A 19,113-nucleotide genomic window follows, 5' to 3' on the forward strand; every position below is an offset into this window, starting at 1 on the left:
TCTCCCGTCCCAGAGTCGCACCTCGGGAGCGCCCCGGACAGTCGGCGCACGCCGCCGGGCGGTGTGCGACGTCTTGCTCACAGAGCGTGCCCTCCGGCCCGTAGCCAGAGCGGGGCGGCGGTGAGGGGGATGCGGACCCGACGCCAGGCCGGTCCGGTCATCGGCCCTCCGGAGCCCGCGTAGGGCAGCCACTCCCCCGGCGGGAACCACACCTGTCTGCGTCCGCCCGGCGCGTACAAGGGGGCGACCAGCAGGTCGGGGCCGAGCAGGTACTGGAGGTCGGCCGCGTGGGCGTCCGGGCGGTCGGGGTGGTCCAGGGCCATGGGGCGGGCGAGCGGTTCCCCGGTGCGGACCGCTTCGGCGGCGGCGCGGTGGAGGTACGGCAGCAGGCTCGTGCGCAGCCGGGCCGCGTGCAGGACGGCCGTGTACGCCTCCTCGCCGAAGTCCCAGGGCAGCCGGGACGTCATGCCGTGGAACCGGCTGAGGGGTGACAGCAGACCGAACTGCGCCCAGCGGACGAAGAGTTCGGGATCGGGTGTGCCGTGGAAGCCGCCGATGTCGTGGCTCCAGAAGGGGTGACCGGAGAAGGAGAGCGAGAGGCCCGCGCGCAGGGTCGACGCGAGGTCCTGCCAGCTCGCGTCGGAGTCGCCGGTCCACTTGGCGCCGTGTCGCTGGCCGCCGGTCCAGGTGGAGCGGCCCCAGGTCAGGCCGTGGCCCGCGACCTCCCGGGTGATCTCGGCGACCAGGTCGTTGAAGAGCAGGGGGTAGAGGTTGTGCAGCCGGTCGCCGGTCATGCCGTCGTACGCCACCGCCTCCGCGGGAACCGCCTCACCGAAGTCGGTCTTCAGGACCGAGACTCCGGTGGCCAGGGCCTGACGGACGCGCTCCCGGAACCAGTCGACGGCACCGGGGTGGGTCAGGTCGAGGACGGCCGAGTCCGGGTGCGCGCCGCCCCAGACCTGGCCGGTCCAGGTGGTGCCCGAAGGGGCGTGCAGGAACCAGCCGTTGCGGTCCGCCTCGGCGAAGTACGGGCTGTCGACGCTGATGTACGGGTTCATCCAGAGCGAGACGTGGAAGCCCTGTCCTGCGAGGTGGGTCATCAGCCCGCGGGGGTCCGGGAACGTCTCGGTGTCCCATTCCATGTCCGACCAGCAGCCGGGCCGCTGCCAGTAGGTGTCGATGTGCAACACGTCGCAGGGGAAGCCGAGTTCGCGGATACGGCGGGCTCTCTCGCGTACGTCGGCCGCGCTGTCCCGGCGGAACGCCGCCGGAGATCCAGGGGCCGAAGGCCCACTGCGGGGGCAGCAGGGCGGGGCCGGTCAGGTCGCGGTAGGTGCGCAGGCACTCGGCGGGGGTGCCGGTGATCAGGTAGTAGTCGAGTTCCTCGTCGGGGACGGTCAGGGACCAGGCACCGGTGTTGCTGTGGGCGAGGTCGAAGGAGGCCGCGGTGGTGGTGTCCACGAGGACGGCGTAGCCCCGGCTGGAGAGCAGGAACGGGACGGCCTTGTAGGAGCGGGTGCCGGTCGAGCCCTGGGCGTCCTCGACCCAGCAGTCGACGCGCTGGCCGCGCAGGTCGGGGCCGGTGAAGCGCTCGCCGAGGCCGTAGAAGTGCTCGTCGGGCTCGGTGAACCAGCTGTCATGGTGGGCGAGTCGGCCGTCCGGGAGTTCGGTGACACCGAGGGGCAGGACGGTCCCGCGGCCGCTGGGGTCGCTCACGTCGGTCGCCTGTTGGAGGTGATGATCCGTCAACTTCATCGCGAACGGCGCCAGACGGGCCTGGAGACACAGCGACTCGAGGTGGAGGGTGACGGCGTCCGGCGACTGCTCGACCGTGCAGCGGGTGTCCGTCGGCGCGGTGACGACGGACACCCGGGGCGCCGCCGGTACGCCGTCCCACCGCAGGGTGATCCGCAGGCAGTTGCCCGTCGCGGGGCGCAGCCGGAGGATGCCGCTACGTCCGGCCGCGGTGCGTACGTCGAGGGTCACGCCGTCCTTGTCCGCGGAGGCGACCCAGGCACCGGCCAAGGGATCCGGCGTGGCCGGGATCAGGGGTGGGGGCGGTGCCACCCAGGGCGCGCGGTCACGAGGATGCATGGCGTTCAGCCCCTCACGCTGCCCGCGGTGAGCCCGCCGACGATGAAACGCTGGAAGACGGCGAAGACGCAGACCACCGGGATGCTGATGAGGGTGGCCGTGGCCATCAGGGCTCCCCACGACGTCCCGTGCTGCCCGACGAAGGCGTTGAGCAGGACGGTGACGGGCTGGACGCCCGGCCCCTCGGCGAGCGTGAGCCCGAACAGGAACTCTCCCCAGCCGATCAGGAAGGACAGTCCGGCTGCCGCGACCACACCGGGCACCATGAGCGGCAGGACGACCCGCAGCAGCACACCGGGCAGTCCGCAGCCGTCGACCAGGGCCGCCTCCTCCAGCTCCGGGGACAGGCTGCGCATCACGGGCCGCAGCACGATCACCGTGAAGGGCAGCGTGAGCGTGGTGTCGGCGGCGATCAGGCCCAGGTAGGTGCCGGTGAGACCGGCCCGGCGTTCGAGGATGAACAGCGGTGCCGCCAGCACGATGGCGGGTGGGAGCTGGGCGACGAGGAGGGCGAGCACCATCGTGCCCGAGCCCCGCATGCGGATGCGGGCGAGGGCGTAGGCCAGCGGGACGCCGAGAAGCACCGTGAGCCCGACCACCCCGCAGGAGATGACCAGACTGTTGAGCAGGGCCCGGGTCAGGCCCTCGTACCCCAGGGCCGTCGAGTAGTTCTCGCCGGTGACGGGGCTGGGCGCCCACTGCGGATCCGGCGTCTGGACGCGGTCCGGCCGGGTGAGGCTGGTCTTCACCATCCAGTACACCGGCAGCAGGAAGACGGCGGTGATGAGCGTGGCGGTCGCGGTCAGCAGCCAGGGGTGGCGGGGTGGTCTCATACGGCACCTCCCGCCGGTGCCTCGTCCTCGCGCCGCAGCCGTCCTACGTACCAGACGCCTGCCAGCAGGGGTACGACGAGCAGCAGCAGGCCGGCCGCGGCTCCCTGGCCGAACCGGAAGAACGTGAAGAACACCTCGTAGACGTAGAGGGAGAGCACGCGGGTGGCGTCGACGGGGCCGCCGCCGGTCATCACGTAGACGAGGTCGAAGACCTTGAAGGTGTAGAGAAGGCCGAGGAGCAGGACGGTCACCGAGACGGGCCGCATCAGCGGGAGGGTGATGTGGCGGAAGCGCTGCCAGGCGCTCGCTCCGTCGATGGCGGCGGCCTCGTGGAGTTCGGGGTCGATGGTGTGCAGTCCGACCAGGAGCAGCAGCATGTTGAAGGGCACGCCGACCCAGACGTTGGCGAAGACCACCCCCGCCATCGCGGTGGACGGGTCGGTGAGCCAGTCGTGGGAGAGACCGTTCGGGCCGACCACCCGGAACAGGGCGTTGTAGGCGCCGGACTCCGCGTCCAGCATCCAGCGGAAGAGGGTGCCGCTGACCACCGGGGGGAGCAGCCAGGCGACCAGCAGGAGGGAACGCAGCAGGCCGTTGAGGGGGAACGGGCGGGCGAAGAGCAGGGCGAGGGCGAAGCCGATCGTGAACTGGAGCAGCAGCGAGCCGAGGGTGAAGATCAGGGAGAGGCGTACGGAGTGCCAGAAGGCCGGATCACCGGTCACGGTCCGGTAGTTGTCCAGTCCGTTGAACCGCTCGGCCCCGCCGAGGAGTTGGCCCAGGTCGACGTCGTGGACGGACGTCCAGACGTTGTAGAGGAGCGGGTAGGCCAGGAAGAGCGCGAGGAAGGCCATGCCCGGCAGGCAGAAGAGGTAGCCGGTGCGGCGGCGGCGCGCGGAGGGCTGGTTCATTGCTCGGCCAGAGCTTTGTCGATCTTTCCGGCGGCGGTCCTGGCCGCGGCGGACGGGGACGCGGATCCGGTGAGTACGGCCTGTTCCGCCTCCGCGACGGCCTGCGAGGCCTCGGCGTAGTGGGCGCCGTACTGGCGCGGCCTGGCCAGGGGCAGCTGGCTGAGGAAGAGCCGCAGGGCCGGGTCCGAGGCCCAGCTGCCCCGGTCGGCGAGGTCCTTGCGGGCGGGGAGTTCACCGAAGGAAACCAGGTACGGCACCAGGACCGAGGGGCGCTGTGTGTACTCCAGGACCTCCCACACCTTGTCCACGTGCTTGCTGTTCGCCATCGCGACCCAGTTCTCCCCGCCGAGGCAGGTGGCTGCCTCCTTGTCGCGCGGCAGGGCGACGACGTTCCAGTCGAAGGCGGCCTTCTTCAGGGTGGGGATCTGCCACGGGCCGTTGATCTGCATCGCGGCGCGCTCGTCGAGGAAGCGGGTGTTGACGTCCTGCTGGGTCCAGCCCACGCACTGTTCGGACAGGGAGCCCTTGGCGATCAGTGCGTCCAGGAAGGTGAGCGCGGTGGCGCCGTAGGTGCGGAAGGTGTCCAGGTCGCCGCCCGCCTGCCAGAGGAACGGCAGGAACTGGAAGACGCCTTCCTCGGTGTTGATCGCGCTCAGCGCCAGGCCGTAGCGGTCGCCGCCGGTCAGTTTCTGGGCGGTGGAGGCCAGTTCGTCCCATGTGGTGGGAGGTTCGACGCCGGCGGATTTGAGCATGCGGGTGTTGCAGTAGAGGGCGAGGCAGTTGCTGTTGTTGGGGATGCCCAGCGTTTTCCCGCCCACCTGGCAGCCCTCCCAGGGGCCCTTGTAGTACTGGTCGGCCTGGCCCCATTTCTCGACTCGGGCGGTGAGGTCGGCCAGCAGATGACTGCCGCCGAGGGTGTTCATGGCGACGTTGTCGACGATGGCGAGGTCGGGCAGGTCGCCGGAGATCGCGCCCAGGGTGATCTGCCGGTCCAGCTCCGCGAACGGGAAGGTCCGCCGCTCGATCCGCACGTCCGGGACGCCGGCCTCGATGTCCTTGATCAGGCGGTTCATTCCGGGCTGGAAGTTGTCCAGGGTGAAGTAGTCCCACCAGGTGAGGGTCACCGGGCCCGACGTGTCCGAGCTGCAGGAGGTCAGACCGAGAGCGGCGGTGGCCGCCGCCAGACCGGAGACATGCAGAAAGCCACGGCGGTCGAGGGGGTACGACATGGTCTGCTCCCAAAGGTTCGATGATCGGGCACAGAAACCGACGTATCAGAAATCAATGTCGAAATCGGGGAAATCAGGAATATCAGACTCGGGTTCCGAGCCCGGCACCGGCTGGCAGCGTCCCGTGCTGCCGCGCAGGGTGATCAGCGGTTTCAGCAGGACGTGCCGGGGCGGCGAGTCCGGTGAGCGCAGCCGCCGCATCATCAGGTCGACGGCGACCCGGCTCATCTCCTTGGCGGGTATCTCGGCAGCGGTGAGGGGCGGGTTCACCTGTTCGGCCCAGGGACTGGCCGCGACGCCGACGACGGAGAAGTCGCGCGGCACGCTGCGACCGTGCCGGGTGAGTCCGCGGTAGACGCCTTCCAGGGCCGCTTCGTTCATGGTGACCAGCGACGTCGTCGCCGGCTCCTCGCTCAGGATCCGCTCCACGACCTCCTCTCCCGAGGCGAGGTCGTCGCCGCAGAGGTAGGCGTGCGGGGTGAGCAGCAGCTTCTTCATCGCCTCGGTGTAGCCCTCGTCCCCGAGCCGAGCGAAGCCGTAGCCGCTGTTGAACAGCTGCTCGGACCGGTTGACGAAGGCGATGCTGCGGTGGCCGAGGTCGGCGAGGTGCTGGACGCAGCCGCCGGCCAGGCCGGCGAAGTCCAGGTCGACCCAGCCGGCCGCGCCGGCCCGGTGGTTGCGGCCGATGGCCACGAAGGGGAAGCCCGCTTCGGCCAGGTGCTCGACGCGATCGTCCTCCCGGCGGATCTCCATGACGATCACGCCGTCCACCCGCCGGTCGTCGATCATCCGCAGGAAAGAGGGGTCGTCATGGGCGCCGGCGGGGGCGAGCAGCAGGTCGTAGCCCTGCTGGGCGGCGGCCTCGGCCACCCCGCCCACGAAGGCGAGCTGCATGGTGGTGTAGTCATGGCGACGTCCGGCGGGCGGGTAGAGGAGCCCCAGCGTGTGCGTGCCGCCGCCGGAGTCGTCGGTTCTGGGTCGCGCTGCCATGGTCAGCCGGCCGGGAGGGTTTGTTCGGCCCAGATGGTCTTGCCCACGGGGCTCTGGCGGGTGCCCCAGCCCTGGGTGAGCTGGGCGACCATGTGCAGCCCGCGGCCACCCTCGTCGTAGGTGCGGGCGCGGCGCAGATGCGGGGCGGTGTTGCTGGCGTCGGATACCTCGCAGATCAGGGTCCGGTCGCGGATGAGGCGGAGGCCGATCGGAACGGCGCCGTAGCGGATGGCGTTGGTGACCAGCTCGCTCACCACCAGCTCGGTGACGAACGCCGCCTCCTCCAGTCCCCACGCGGTGAGCTGGCGGGTGGCCTGGGCGCGGGCGTCGGCCACGATCGACGGGTCGGAGGGCAGGGACCAGGCGGCGACCTGGTCGGCGTGCAGAGCGCGGGTGCGGGCGAGGAGCAGGGCCACGTCGTCGGACGGGCTCTTGGGCAGCAGGGCCCTGAGAATGGTGTCGCAGGTCGTTTCCAGCGAGGTGACCGGGCCGGCCAGGGACTCGCACAGCCGGTCGAGCCCGAGGGCCAGGTCACGGTCGCGCGCCTCGACCAGACCGTCGGTGCAGAAGGCCAGCAGACTGCCCTCGGGCAGCTCCAGCTCGGTGCACTCGAAGGGCAGCCCTCCGACGCCGAGCAACGGCCCCGGCGTCAGCTCCACCACCCGGGCCGTGCCGTCGGGGAGCAGCACGACGGGCGGGACGTGACCCGCGCTGGCGAAGGTGCACACGCGGGAGACCGGATCGTAGACGGCGTACAGACAGGTCGCACCGATCTCGCCGCTGACGACGTACGGCTCGTCCGAGGCGATGTCCTCGTTGTCCGTGGACAGGTGCGTGACCAGGTCGTCCAGATGGGTGAGGAGTTCGTCCGGGGGGAGGTCCACGTCGGCGAGGGTGCGGACGGCGGTACGCAGCCGGCCCATGGTGGCGGAGGCATGGATGCCGTGCCCGACCACGTCCCCGACGACCAGGGCCACGCGGGTGCCCGACAGCGGCACGACGTCGAACCAGTCGCCGCCCACGCCCGCGCCGGTGCCGGCCGGCAGATAGCGGTACGCCACCTCGACGGCCGCCTGTTTGGGCAGGTCCCGGGGCAGGAGGCTGCGCTGGAGGGTAAGGGCGTTGGTGCGTTCACGGGTGTAGCGGCGGGCGTTGTCGACGCCGACCGCGGCCCGGCCCGCGAGTTCCTCGGCGAGGATCAGGTCGTCCGGTTCGAAGGGTGGGGAGCCGCCGCTGCGGGTGAAGACCGCGACGCCGAGGGTGATGCCCCTGGCGCGCAGGGGGGTGGCCATGACGGAGTGGAACCCGTACTCCGCCACGCTTGCGGTGCGCGTCTCGTGTCCGGCGATCCAGGCGTCGAAGTCGGGGTCGCCCGCGCCGCTGAGCACCGGTTTCCCGTCGGCCAGGCAGCGGGCGGGCGGTGAGAACGGCGGGTAGGTGTCCATCCCGCCGAGGTCGACGGCCGCCCCCGGGACACCCTCCCCCTCGGCGGCGGACTGGTGGGCGACCCTGCGGAGCACCACGGCCGCGTCGACCGGTCCCGACATGGGCTCGTCCCCGCGCAGCACGGAGTCGAGGAGGTCCACACTGACGAAGTCGGCGAGGCGCGGGACGGCGAGATCGGCGAGCTCCTGGGCGGTGCGGGTCACGTTCAGGGTGGTGCCGATGCAGGTGCCGGCCTCCTGCAACAGGGCGAGCCGCTGCCGGGCCGCGTGCTGGTCGCTGCTGTCGAACGCGGCGGTGCCCACGCCGACGACCTCACCGGTCGCGGGGTCGCGGACGGGCCAGAGCTCGATGACCCAGGCGCGGTGGTGGGCGGAGTGGCGGGGGACGTCAGCGCCGGGGGCGCAGACCGGCTCCGGGGCGAGACACTCGTAGCGCATCGGGGCGCCTTCTTCGGCGACCCGGCGGACACACTGCAGGAAACCATCGTCAGCGGGGGCGGGCGCGTGCGGTTCGTATCCGGCATCGAGGTCCACCCCGCGTGCGGCTCGGCGCACCGCCGGTTCAGCCCCGCCCGTGGGGGCCGGCTGGTCTCCACCCACTGCCGGCGGCTCCGCGGCCTCGACTCCCGTCGATCGCGCGCGGCCCTCGGCCCCAGCTGGTGGCGCTCCGCCCCCGCCGTCAACCGGTCGCACGCCACCATCGGTCCCAACCGGTCGCACGCCACCATCGGTCCCAACCGGCCGCGCTCCACCATCGGCCACAGCCGGTCGCACTTCGCCCTCGCCCTCAAGCGGTCGCACGCCACCATCGGCCACAGCCGGTCGTGCCTCGCCCTCGCCCTCAACCAGTCGCGCTCGCCCCTCACCCCCAACCGGCCGCGCTCCACCCTCACCCCCAACCGGCCGCGCTCCACCCTCGCCCCCAACCGGCCGCGCTCCACCCTCGCCCCCTCCCCCCCGCTCCCCGCTCTCCGCCGTCGCGTTCCGGCGCCACGCGCCGGACGTCACGCTGTGGGTGGAGAGCGCGATCGAGGCCTGGTCGAAGGCCCACTCCACCAGGTTTCGGTCGGGGCCCGGGGAGAGGGTCACGACGAAGGAGTGGGGCGTGCCGTCGCCGCCCAGCGACGGCTGGGCGTGCAGGGCCGTTTCGACGGGGTGGCCGTCCCGATGCCGCAGTGCCGCCGTGCCCCTCCATTCCTGGGAGCCGGTGAGGGAGAGCCCCGTCGCCCCGGGAGCTCCCTCACCGAGGAGCAGATCCGTCGCGGTACGCCCTACGACCTCCGGCGCTCGGTGGCCCAGCAGTCGTCGAGCGCCCTCGCTCCACCCTGTGACCACACCGTCCAGGCTGAGGGTGACCGTCGCGACATCGGATGACCACCCGCTGTGACCGTTCCCTTGATCAAAAGTGGCCATTCTTGCTCTATTCGCGCGGTGAGGTGCCTCACAGACCCAGGGTGCGCGCCGCACAGGAATCGGACAAGTCAGATCCAGGGCCCGCACACGTCCAGGCGTCAGACGTGCATCGCCCGTTATCTCTCACAGCGCGGTCCCCGGATCGCAGCATCCCTCACGCCGCATCTGTTCGCTCACCTTGAGCCAATCCGCCTCGGAGGTCGCGTCCGAGGACACACCGGAGCGCCGCACGGAGTCGAACGCGTCCATGAGGTCCGCCTGCTCGAAGGGCACACCTCCGCGCAGCACCGCCACGGTGCGGATCAGGGTGTCGAAGTCGGTGAAGGGGTCACCGTCCACGACCGTGAGATCGGCGAGCTTGCCCTCCTCCAGCGTGCCAAGGTCGGTGTCCGCGCCGAACACACGGGCGGGCAGCAAGGTGGCGGTGCGCAGGGTCTCGGCGGGAGACAGCCCGCCCCGGTGCAGCGCCCGCAGGGCGAGATGCAGATGCAGACCGACCGGCACGAGCGGCTGGTCCGTGCCGAGCGCGACCTGACCGCCGTCGGCCAGGATGCGCCGGTACACGGCCACCTCCCGGTCGAGGGTGGCCAGTTGAGCTGCCGTGGGTGATTGCCCGGCCTGCTGGCGGACCAGCGCGGTGTCCCACGGCGGCATCAGGGAGGTGACCCGGCGATCCTCCGCGAGCGCGGGGTCCGCTCCCAGCAGGGCGAGCGCCGTGAACGGGGTGGCGACGAGGTGGAAGCCCGCCTTGGTGTAGATCTCCTGGACGTCCTCGTGGACACGGCCCGTGGCGGTGGTCGCGTGCCCGAACTCCAGCCGCTGCGTGGCCTGCAGATGGGTCGTCAGGTCCTGCCCGAGCTGCACTCCCGGAGTGCAGAGATGGCTGCCGCTGCGCACACCGAGCCGCTTGTGCGCGAAGTCCGCGGCCTCCTTCATCACCCAGCCCGGGGCACGGACGTACGTCTTGACGAAGTCCCAGTCCAGCGCGGCCCCGCGCGCCAGCGAGCGCCGCAGTCCCTCGGGGGTGCGGTGCGCGCGGCCCATGCTGTAGGCGACGCGGGCCCCGTCGAGCAGTTCGCCGGTGGCCAGCAGTCGCGGCCCGGCGAGCACGCCGGCGGCGACCGCCTCCCGGATCCGGGCCTGCTCGTAGGCGAAGCCGCCCAGGGAGACGGCGGTCGTGATGCCGTAGGCGAGTTGGAGCGCGGTCTGGCGTCCGCCGTAGGTGCTCTGCCAGGGGTGGGTGTGCGCGTCCCAGAGTCCCGGGAGCACGGTGCGGTCGCTCGCGTCGAGTCGGCGTGCGGCCGAGCGCCCGGCGCGGTGCGGGGAGACCTCCGCGATACGGCCGTCACGGATCAGGATGTCGATGTCCTCGCGGACGTCCGGTCCGGTGCCGTCCCAGAACCGGCCGGCGTGCACGAGGGTGTCGGCGGGACGGGGGCGCCGGTAGTCCAACGGGACCTTGACGGTACGGGCCTTGCCGCTGCGGACGTCGATCAGGCGCAGGGCGCCGGCGGAGAGGTACAGCAGACTGCGGGCGTCGGCGGACCAGGAGGGGTGGTCGGCGGGCTCGGTGGTGAGGAGGCGCGGCTCACCGTCGGGGGTGCCGTCCGCGCGGACCGGCAGCAGCCACAGGGCGGACTCGGCGACCACGGCCATCCAGCGGCCGTCCGGCGACCAGACCGGGCCGGAGTCGTAGCGGTCGGAGAGGGAGGTGTGCGGGGCGAGGGCGTGCAGGGCGGCGGTGCCGGTGGTGGTGTCGACGACCCGGATGAGGTTGTAGCCCTCCCGAAAGCGCTGGTTGAGCCGGTTGCGATCGCACAGGGCGATGTTCCGCCCGTCGGGGGACCAGCTGGGGCGGCCGGGCAGACCGCCCGCGCCGAGCGCTGCGACGAGGGTCCGTTCGCTGCCGTCGGGCAGGTCTCGCACGAGCAGGTTGCCGGACATGTCCAGGCAGGCCAGCCGTGTCCCGTCGGGCGACAGGGCGGGGAAGACCCGGCCGCCGTCGGCGAGCACGGTCTCCTCGCCGGAGTCGAGGTCGCGGCGCCGTACGGCGAACAGTCCGTCCCGGTCGTCGGCGAAGACCAGCCCCGTGCCGTCGGGTGTCCAGGTCGGCCCCAGCACATAGCGCGTGTGCGGGACCTGGAGCACCCTGCGGGGTGCGCGCCCGCCCGACGTCCGGGCGGTCCACAGGGAGTTGAGCGCGGCGAAGGCGACGCTGCGGCCGTCGGGCGAGAGGGCGGGCAGATGCAGGGCGCGCACGGGCCGGGTGCCGGCGCCCTCGAAGTCGTATGCCTTGCCGCGGTAGCGGGGTCGTGGCACGGGCATCGCGGCCGTGAAGGGGATCTCCTCCCCCGCCGCGGGCGCCTCGGGGTCCGCGAGGCGGAAGTGGCCGTCCACCGCGAGCAGGAGCCGTTCGCCGTCGGTCCAGCGGGGCGGCGCCGGAAGGACGTCGCCGTCGAGGGCGATCGGCGTGCCGTCCACGACGAGGGTGCACGAGGCGCTGGGGGCGGGCGTGGTGCGCAGATACGCGAGGCGGCCGTCGGGTGAGACGGCCGGGGTCATGAGCTGCGCGCCGGAGTCGTCGGTGTGCTCGACGGTGACCGGTCCCGAACCGTCGGAGGCGACCGAGGCGACGGTGTCGGCGCGCAGGGTGCCCGTGGTGGTGACGGCCGCGCGCACGAACAGCACGCGCTCGCCGTCCGCCGACCAGGTGGGATCGGAGTCCTCCCAGGCACCGCCCTGCGCCGGGCCCTGCTGGGCGGCGCGTCCGGTGAGCCGGGTCAGCGCGCCGGAGCGTACGTCGACGATCCAGATGCGGTACGGGCTGCCGGCCACGGTGTCGCCGCCGCGTTCGGATGCGAACGCGATCCGGGTGCCGTCCGGGGACCAGGCGGGGCCGCGGTCGTCCCAGGGCCCCTCGGTGAGCTGTCGTACGTCGCCGCCGTCGGACCGCAGCGTCCAGAGGTGGAAGCCGCCGCCGCGGTAGGCGCACACGACGAGGCGGCCGCCGTCGGGCGAGAACTGCGGACGGGTGGGTTCGAGGCCGGGCGAGGTGAGCGCGACGGCGGTGCCACCGGTACGGGGAATCGACCAGAGCACGTTCTGCACTTCGGCGACGAGCCGGTCGCCGGCCGGGGAGAGCGTCGCGGAACCGCCGGTGGTCGCGGTCAAAGAGAGGGTCACCGTATGGGAGGGGGCGGCCGACACGGGGGTAGCGGCGGCCGCGACGGCCGTGGCGGTGGCGGTGACACCGGCGGCCTGGAGGAATCTGCGGCGGGAGAGCGGACCGGGCCGGAAGGTGTCGTGTGTGCCGTGGGCGTCCAAGGGAGCCTCCAGTGCGCGGGTGAGGTGCCGGTCGACAAGGGCCCTTCCCCGCAGGGGCCGGTCCTGCGCCCGAACACCGTGTCCGGAAGCGGTTTTTTCGCCCCCGGACACCAACCCCTCAGCTCACAGACCGTCACGCACCATCGCGGCGACGATCCGCACGTGGCGGTCGGCCGCCGTGCCGGAGAACTCGTTCTCGTAGTTGAGGCCGTAGGGCCAGAAGTGCCCGCCGCCGGTGGACAACTTGGCCGAGGAACCGTCGAACTGCCGGACGAGGGCGGTCGCCTGAGCTCCCGTCCAGGTGCCGCTGCCACCGAGGGACGACCAGCCCGAGCTCGTGCCCACGCCGATGGTGTGGGCGATCTCGTGCAGAGCCGTCCGCTCGGTCATGTAGCCGCGGTTGCTGCCGAAGCGGATGGTTCCGTTGAGGTTGCCGTCCGCGGTGGGCACGCTCGTGTCGTAGCGGACGGTGATGGACTTCCCCAGGTCGCTGAGGTTGTTGTAGCGGGCCACCGCGGCGTTCATCGCCGAGGTGATGAGGGTGTACGCCGCCTGCTGGTCCGCGGTCGGGTTGCTCGCCCGCTCCAGGGTCCAGGTGATGGTCGCCGCCGCGACCTGTTCCCGGGGCGCGGGAGCGGCGGGCGGGGCGGCCTGGGCGACGCCGGGGCCGGCCAGCAGCAGGGCGGCGAGCGCTGCTGCCACTGCGGTCTTTCGTGGGTTCATGTGGGGGTCCTCTGTGGGGGTGGATCCCGTGGGGGGTAAGTCGAGGCATGAACTGCTGGAAAGCGCTTTCCAGGTTTCCCGGATGCTAATGAGATGTCTTGACCATGTCAACGACTTCGACCCGGACGGAATCAGCGCACCAGGCACGGACGCTTCGCGTCGAACGTCCAGTCCTTGATCAGGTACTGCATCGCGGCGGCATCGTCACGGCCCGCCGAGGACACCTCTTCGTGCAGTTCCTGTGCGGCCCGGAGCCGGTCGCGGTCCAGGCGGACCCCGAGGCCGGGCGTGTCCGGGACGGCGACCTCGCCGCCGCTGATCCGCGGCGGTTCGACGGTGAGCCGTTCCAGGCCTTCCTGCCAGATCCAGTGGGTGTCGAGGGCGTTGTACTCCCCCGGCGCGGCGGCACCGCAGTGCGCCATCATCGCGAGCGAGATGTCGAAGTGGTTGTTGGAGTGGCAGCCCCAGGTCAGTCCCATGGCGTGGCACAGCTGGGCGACCCGGACCGAGCCCTGCATGGTCCAGAAGTGCGGGTCGGCGAGCGGGATGGACACCGATTGCAGGGCCAGGGCGTGGGTCAGCTGCCGCCAGTCCGTGGCGATCATGTTGGTCGCGGTGGGCAGCCCGGTGGCCCGGCGGAACTCGGCGAGGATCTCCCGGCCCGAGTAACCGCCTTCCGCACCGCACGGATCCTCGGCATAGGCGAGCGTGCCGACGAGCGGACGGCACAGCTCGACCGCCTCACTCAGGGACCAGGCGCCGTTCGGATCGAGGGTGATCCTGGCCTCGGGGAACCGCTCCTTGAGCGCTCGTACGGCCTTCACCTCCTCGCTGCCCGGCAGGACACCGCCCTTGAGCTTGAAGTCGCGGAAGCCGTAGTGGTCGTAAGTGGCCTCGGCCTGGCGGACGATCGCCTCGGGGGTCAGTGCCTCCTCGCGCCGGAGGCGGTACCACTCCGCTTCGGCACCGGGCTCACGGACGTAGTCGAGGGCGGTGCGGTCCGGGTCGCCGACGTAGAAGAGGTAGCCCAGGACCCGCACGGCATCGCGCTGTTGGCCGTCGCCGAGCAACGCCGCGACCGGGACCTCGAGGTGCTGTCCGAGCAGGTCCAGAAGCGCCGACTCGACGGCGGTGACCGCGTGCACGGTCGTCCGCAGATCGAAGGTCTGGGCGCCGCGGCCGCCCGAGTCACGGTCGGCGAAGGTGTCGTGGATGGTGCGCAGGACGCTCTTGTAGTCACCGACGCGGGCACCGACGACCAGGCGCTCGGCGTCGCGGAGGGTCCGTGTGATGCCGTCGCCGCCCGGCACCTCACCGAGACCGGTGCGTCCCTCGGAGTCCTCGAGGACGACGACGTTCCGGGTGAAGTACGGGGCGTGGGCACCGGAGAGGTTCAGGAGCATGGAGTCCCGGCCGGCGACGGGGTGGACGGAGAACTTCGTGACGACGGGCTGGCTCATGGCGAGGCGGTGTCCTTCTGACGAGTGATGAGGGAGAGGTCAGACCTTCAGGGCGTCCAGCACCTGTTCCAGGACCAGTACACCGCCGAGACCCAGGATCGCGAGCACCGTCGTGTACGTGGTGCGTGCCTTGATCGCGTCGATGACGGACAGGTTGAAGTACTCCTTGAACATCCAGAAGCCCGGGTCGTTGACGTGCGAGAAGGCGATCGACCCGCAGGAGACGGCGAGCACCATGACCTCCGCGTGGACTCCGCTTCCCGCGAGCAGCGGCAGTGCCACGCCGGAGGCGGTGACGACGGCGACGGTCGCGGAACCGAGGGCCACGCGCAGGATCGCGGCGATCAGCCAGGCCAGGATGATCGGCGAGATGGACCAGCCGTCGGTCGCGTCCTTGATGTAGTCGGATATCCCGCCCTCGACGAGGACGTTCTTGAAGGCACCGCCCGCGCCGATGACCAGCAGGATCATCGCCATCGCCTGAGCGGCCTCCTTGCACGAGGTACTGACCTCGTCCAGGCTGCGCCCCATGCGCGGCCCGAAGACCCAGACGGCCACGAGCAGCGTCAGCAGCAGGGCGATCGGCGCGGAGCCGATGAAGGCGACGAAGTGCAGCCCGGCGCTGTCCCCCGAGGTGGCCAGGTCGGTCACCGCGGCACCGGCGATCAGCACGACGGGCAGTAGGGCCACCGCCAGCGACCACCCCATGCCGGGCATCTCCTCCTCCTCGAAGATCCGTTCGCTGACCAGGCCCTTGGGGATCTCGGGGTTCATCCGCCGGACGAACGGCAGGCGCGGCCACAGCAGCGCGATGAACGCGCCGACCGGGACAGCGATGAACAGGCCGTAGAACAAGGTCAGTCCGACGGAGGCGTGGAAGGTGGCGGCCACGGCCGTGGGGCCCGGGTGGGGCGGCAGGAAACTGTGCATGGTGGACAGGGCGATCGACATCGGCAGCCCCACCCAGAGGAGGTTCACCCGGGTGACCCGGACGAGGGTGAAGGCGACCGGCACGATGATCACGAAGGCGACCTCGTAGAACATCGTCACGCCGATGAGCATGGCGGACAGCACCATGGCGACCTGCACCCAGCGCGGGCCGCAGACGTCGAGGAGCTTGCCGGCGATGCGTTGCGCGGCGCCGGAGTCCCCCATCACCCGGCCGACCATGGCGCCGAGCCCGATGGTGAGCATCGTGTCGCCTATCTGGTCACCGATGCCCTCGGAGAGGACGTCCGGTATGTCCTCGAGTCCGATGCCGCGTACCAGGGCGACACCTACGGCGACCAGGAGGAGGGCGGCGAAGCCGTTCAGTCTCAGCTTCGTCATCAAAAAGAGCAGGACGAGAACGCTGATCCCGACCACGACGAGCGGCATGCGTCAGTTCTCCCTTGAACTGGCAGTGCGATGAGGAGGGTTCACCGGAGCACCCTTTGAAGTCACTCCGCTGAACGCGATCCTCATACAAAGACGTTGTCTACATATGAGGACGCAGGCTAGATGTAGCGATCACCGGGGTCAATGGGGTGTGCACGAATCGCCTGAGAGCCGGGCCGTGTCGAGCGGCCTGCGCGCCTGCGCGAGCTCGCCGAGGCGCTGGGGTGCTCTTCCACGTCCTCGGGGAGTACGGCTGGGTCCACACCGACGCGACCGGATCCCTCCACGGCGTCGGGATCCGCGCCCGGCCCACCGGGACCAGGTGTCTGGACAGCGACCTGTACGTCCGCGCGGTACGGCCGCATCTCGACGGGGCGTCGGACGCGCTGGGCGAGACAATCCACCTTGCGCGACTGGGCGGTTCGGACGTGGTCCACCTGGCGACAGGGGAGTCACACGGGCACTGCATGGGCCGACGGGTGCCTGCGCACGCCGGGCGCGGCCCCACCGGGACCATGGACCACGCCCCGCACCCCACGGCACCTCGGCGCTGACAGCGGAGCTTGTCGATACGTCCTGACAAATCTATTGACATCACCAGCGGGGCATTTCATAGTACGACCACCTAGCGCGCACTAGTAACGCGCTCTAGTAGCCCGATGCGCGGCCCACACCCACAGCTGCCGCGACAACATCTCCCGCCGCACAAGGCGCTCCAAGCCGCTTGCCCGCGCTCTCCGGACCGGGCGGAACTCCTTTGTCGACGCCGGATCCTCTTTCCCATTCGAACAGCACAGCGAGGTGCAAGGGACATGCACAGAAACCACCGAGCCGCCGCCCTGGCAGCGACCGTCCTGGCGGGCACCCTGCTCGCCGCCGGCTGTTCCAGCAGCTCCGGCGGCAAACAGTCCGAGGACAACAGCGCGGACGGCGCCTCCGCGGGCAAGGCGAGCACTCCCCGGATGACCATCGCCATGATCACGCACGCCGAACCCGGCGACACCTTCTGGGACCTCATCCGCAAGGGCGCTCAGGCCGCGGCCGCCAAGGACAACATCAAGCTCGTCTACTCCGCCGATCCCAGCGCCGGCGCCCAGGCCAACCTGGTCCAGAACGCCATCGACCAGAAGGTCGACGGCATCGCCCTGACCGCCGCCAAACCAGACGCCATGAAGGCCGTCGTCGCCAAGGCCGAGAAGGCCGGCATCCCGGTCACCGGCTTCAACTCCGGCCTGGACGACTGGAAGAAACTGGGCATGCTGGAGTACTTCGGCCAGGACGAGAACATCGCCGGCCAGGCCTTCGGTGAACGCCTCAACACCCTCGGCGCCAAGCACGCCCTGTGCGTCGTCCAGTCCCAGGGCCAGGTCGCCCTGGAATCCCGCTGTGCGGGCCTCGCCAAGGGCTTCTCCGGAAAGACCGACAAGATCTATGTCACCGGCACCGACATGCCCTCCGTGAAGTCGACGATCACCGCCAAACTCCAGCAGGACAAGTCCATCGACCAGGTCGTCACGCTCGGCGCTCCCTTCGCCCTGACCGCCATCCAGTCCGTCAAGGACGCCGGCAGCACGGCCAAGGTCGCGACCTTCGACCTCAACAAGGACCTCGTCACCGCCGTCCAGAACGGCACTGTCGAGTTCGCCGTCGACCAGCAGCCCTATCTCCAGGGCTACCTGGCCATCGACGCGCTGTGGCTCTACAAGAACAACGGCAACTTCAGCGGCGGTGGCGAGCAGCCGGTCCTGACCGGCCCCGCCTTCGTCACCAAGGACAACGCCGACTCCATCGCCGCGTTCGCCGCGAAGGGCACCAGGTGATGGGTATGACCCAGCACGCCGAGCCGGCGGTGACGACACCGCCGGCCTCCGGCCCGGGCAAGGTCACTGACGGCCGGACCGCGGAACGACCGCTCGCGCTGCGCCTGTTGGCGCGTCCCGAGGTCGGGGTGTTCCTGGGGGCGGTGGCGGTGTGGGTGTTCTTCCTGATCGCCGCTCCGCCGGTGCGGGACGGCAGTTCGATGGCGAACATCCTGTATCNGATGAAGGGGTACGACCGCAGGCGCAGGTCGGGCCCTCGTCGACGTACGCCTCGGAGATGACGAGGCTGTCGGCGTCGGTGTGGTCGTAGTTGTGCGCGGCGTTGGCGATGGCGCTGTCGAGCACCTTGCCGACGGGCACGGAGGCTGCCTGCGGAGCGAATCGCAGAGCCGCGTTCGCCGCGAAGGGCACCAGGTGATGGGTATGACCCAGCACGCCGAGCCGGCGGTGACGACACCGCCGGCCTCCGGCCCGGGCAAGGTCACTGACGGCCGGACCGCGGAACGACCGCTCGCGCTGCGCCTGTTGGCGCGTCCCGAGGTCGGGGTGTTCCTGGGGGCGGTGGCGGTGTGGGTGTTCTTCCTGATCGCCGCTCCGCCGGTGCGGGACGGCAGTTCGATGGCGAACATCCTGTATCAGTCGTCCACGATCGGGATCATGGCGTTGCCGGTGGCGCTTTTGATGATCGGCGGGGAGTTCGACCTGTCGGCGGGTGTCGCGGTGATCACCTCCGCGCTGACCGCGAGCATGTTCGCCTTCCAGCTGACGCTGAACGTGTGGGCGGGTATCGCGGTCGCGCTGCTGGTGTCGCTGGCGATCGGGTTCCTCAACGGCTGGCTGGTGGTCAGGACGGGCCTGCCCAGCTTCCTGATCACGCTGGGCACGTTCTTGATCCTGCAGGGCGTCAACCTGGCCGTGACCAAGCTGGTGACGGGCAATGTGGCCACCGACGACATCAGCAACATGGACGGCTTCGACCAGGCCAAGAAGGTCTTCGCGAGCTCCTTCGACGTGGCCGGTGTGCAGATCAAGATCACGATTGTGTACTGGCTGGTGTTCGCGGCGATCGCGACCTGGGTGCTGCTGCGCACCCGGTACGGCAACTGGGTCTTCGCGGTGGGCGGCAACAAGGACTCCGCGCGGGCGGTGGGTGTGCCGGTCACCTTCACGAAGATCAGCCTGTTCATGCTGGTGGGCTTCGCCGCCTGGTTCGTCGGCATGCACAACCTGTTCTCCTTCAACACCGTGCAGTCCGGCGAGGGTGTGGGCCAGGAACTGATCTACATCTCCGCGGCGGTGATCGGCGGCTGTCTGCTGACCGGCGGCGCGGGTTCCGCGATCGGCCCGGTCTTCGGGGCGTTCATGTTCGGCATGGTCCAGCAGGGCATCGTCTACGCCAACTGGAACCCGGACTGGTTCAAGGCCTTCCTCGGCGTGATGCTGCTCGGCGCCGTCATGATCAATCTGTGGGTCAGCCGCACCGCGACCCGGAGGTAA

General features: G+C 70.7%; 13 protein-coding genes and 5 pseudogenes. 4 read left to right on the forward strand and 14 right to left on the reverse strand.

What is annotated here, in order from left to right; all coding sequences use genetic code 11:
* Positions 1-77: 77 nt before the first annotated feature.
* From BFN33_RS55435 to BFN33_RS06640, 13 genes and pseudogenes are all read right to left on the reverse strand, one after another.
* The gene (locus BFN33_RS55435; protein ID WP_370743255.1) at positions 78-323 is read right to left on the reverse strand and encodes a hypothetical protein; all 246 of its coding nucleotides are present in this window, start codon (positions 321-323) and stop codon (positions 78-80) included.
* 60 nt (positions 324-383) lie between these two features.
* Positions 384-1,241 (reverse strand): annotated as a pseudogene (locus tag BFN33_RS54145) (TIM-barrel domain-containing protein); the annotation flags it as partial.
* A 202-nt stretch (positions 1,242-1,443) separates the two neighbouring features.
* Positions 1,444-2,094: pseudogene (locus BFN33_RS55440) on the reverse strand (hypothetical protein); the annotation flags it as partial.
* Between the two features lie 5 nt (positions 2,095-2,099).
* Entirely contained in the window at positions 2,100-2,927 is an 828-nt protein-coding gene (locus tag BFN33_RS06595; protein ID WP_069758838.1) for a carbohydrate ABC transporter permease, read from the reverse strand.
* Positions 2,924-3,835: a carbohydrate ABC transporter permease gene (locus tag BFN33_RS06600; protein WP_069758839.1), complete on the reverse strand. Its 912-nt coding sequence runs from the start codon at positions 3,833-3,835 to the stop codon at positions 2,924-2,926. Before BFN33_RS06600 ends, BFN33_RS06595 begins: the two co-directional genes overlap by 4 nt.
* Positions 3,832-5,064, reverse strand: a complete 1,233-nt coding sequence (locus BFN33_RS06605) for a sugar ABC transporter substrate-binding protein (protein ID WP_069758840.1) — start codon at positions 5,062-5,064, stop codon at positions 3,832-3,834. The genes BFN33_RS06600 and BFN33_RS06605 overlap by 4 nt, the downstream gene beginning before the upstream one ends.
* Positions 5,065-5,109: 45 nt before the next feature.
* Entirely contained in the window at positions 5,110-6,054 is a 945-nt protein-coding gene (locus tag BFN33_RS06610; RefSeq protein ID WP_069758841.1) for a LacI family DNA-binding transcriptional regulator, read from the reverse strand.
* A 2-nt stretch (positions 6,055-6,056) separates the two neighbouring features.
* On the reverse strand, positions 6,057-7,937 hold the full coding sequence (locus tag BFN33_RS51815) for a SpoIIE family protein phosphatase (RefSeq protein WP_256122668.1): 1,881 nt from the start codon (positions 7,935-7,937) through the stop codon (positions 6,057-6,059).
* Between the two features lie 699 nt (positions 7,938-8,636).
* Positions 8,637-8,912, reverse strand: a pseudogene (locus tag BFN33_RS54150) (PAS domain-containing protein); the annotation flags it as partial.
* 123 nt (positions 8,913-9,035) lie between these two features.
* Positions 9,036-12,236 (reverse strand): amidohydrolase family protein, encoded by a 3,201-nt coding sequence (locus BFN33_RS06625; protein ID WP_069758843.1) that lies wholly within the window; start codon positions 12,234-12,236, stop codon positions 9,036-9,038.
* A 123-nt stretch (positions 12,237-12,359) separates the two neighbouring features.
* A complete protein-coding gene (locus tag BFN33_RS06630; RefSeq protein WP_069758844.1) occupies positions 12,360-12,959 on the reverse strand; it encodes a hypothetical protein in 600 nt (199 codons plus the stop codon).
* Positions 12,960-13,090: 131 nt separating this feature from the next.
* Positions 13,091-14,419 (reverse strand): enolase C-terminal domain-like protein, encoded by a 1,329-nt coding sequence (locus tag BFN33_RS06635; protein ID WP_069758845.1) that lies wholly within the window; start codon positions 14,417-14,419, stop codon positions 13,091-13,093.
* A 39-nt stretch (positions 14,420-14,458) separates the two neighbouring features.
* On the reverse strand, positions 14,459-15,796 hold the full coding sequence (locus BFN33_RS06640; protein ID WP_069758846.1) for a gluconate:H+ symporter: 1,338 nt from the start codon (positions 15,794-15,796) through the stop codon (positions 14,459-14,461).
* A gap of 224 nt (positions 15,797-16,020) precedes the next feature.
* Between BFN33_RS06640 and BFN33_RS06645 the strand changes: the two genes are divergently transcribed.
* The 3 genes and pseudogenes from BFN33_RS06645 to BFN33_RS54155 all read left to right on the forward strand — a co-directional run.
* Positions 16,021-16,350, forward strand: coding sequence for a hypothetical protein (locus BFN33_RS06645; protein WP_069758847.1), 330 nt, complete (start codon positions 16,021-16,023; stop codon positions 16,348-16,350).
* A gap of 258 nt (positions 16,351-16,608) precedes the next feature.
* Positions 16,609-17,616, forward strand: coding sequence for a substrate-binding domain-containing protein (locus tag BFN33_RS06650; RefSeq protein ID WP_069758848.1), 1,008 nt, complete (start codon positions 16,609-16,611; stop codon positions 17,614-17,616).
* Positions 17,616-17,835 (forward strand): annotated as a pseudogene (locus tag BFN33_RS54155) (ABC transporter permease); the annotation flags it as partial. The gene BFN33_RS06650 and the pseudogene BFN33_RS54155, both read left to right, overlap by 1 nt.
* A gap of 1 nt (position 17,836) precedes the next feature.
* Here BFN33_RS54155 and BFN33_RS49525 read toward each other — a convergent pair.
* A pseudogene (locus tag BFN33_RS49525) lies at positions 17,837-18,015 on the reverse strand (50S ribosomal protein L22); the annotation flags it as partial.
* A gap of 18 nt (positions 18,016-18,033) precedes the next feature.
* Here BFN33_RS49525 and BFN33_RS06660 point away from each other — a divergent pair.
* A complete protein-coding gene (locus BFN33_RS06660; protein ID WP_069758850.1) occupies positions 18,034-19,113 on the forward strand; it encodes an ABC transporter permease in 1,080 nt (359 codons plus the stop codon).

Source organism: Streptomyces sp. LUP47B (assembly GCF_001746295.1).
Classification (GTDB): Bacteria; Actinomycetota; Actinomycetes; order Streptomycetales; family Streptomycetaceae; genus Streptomyces.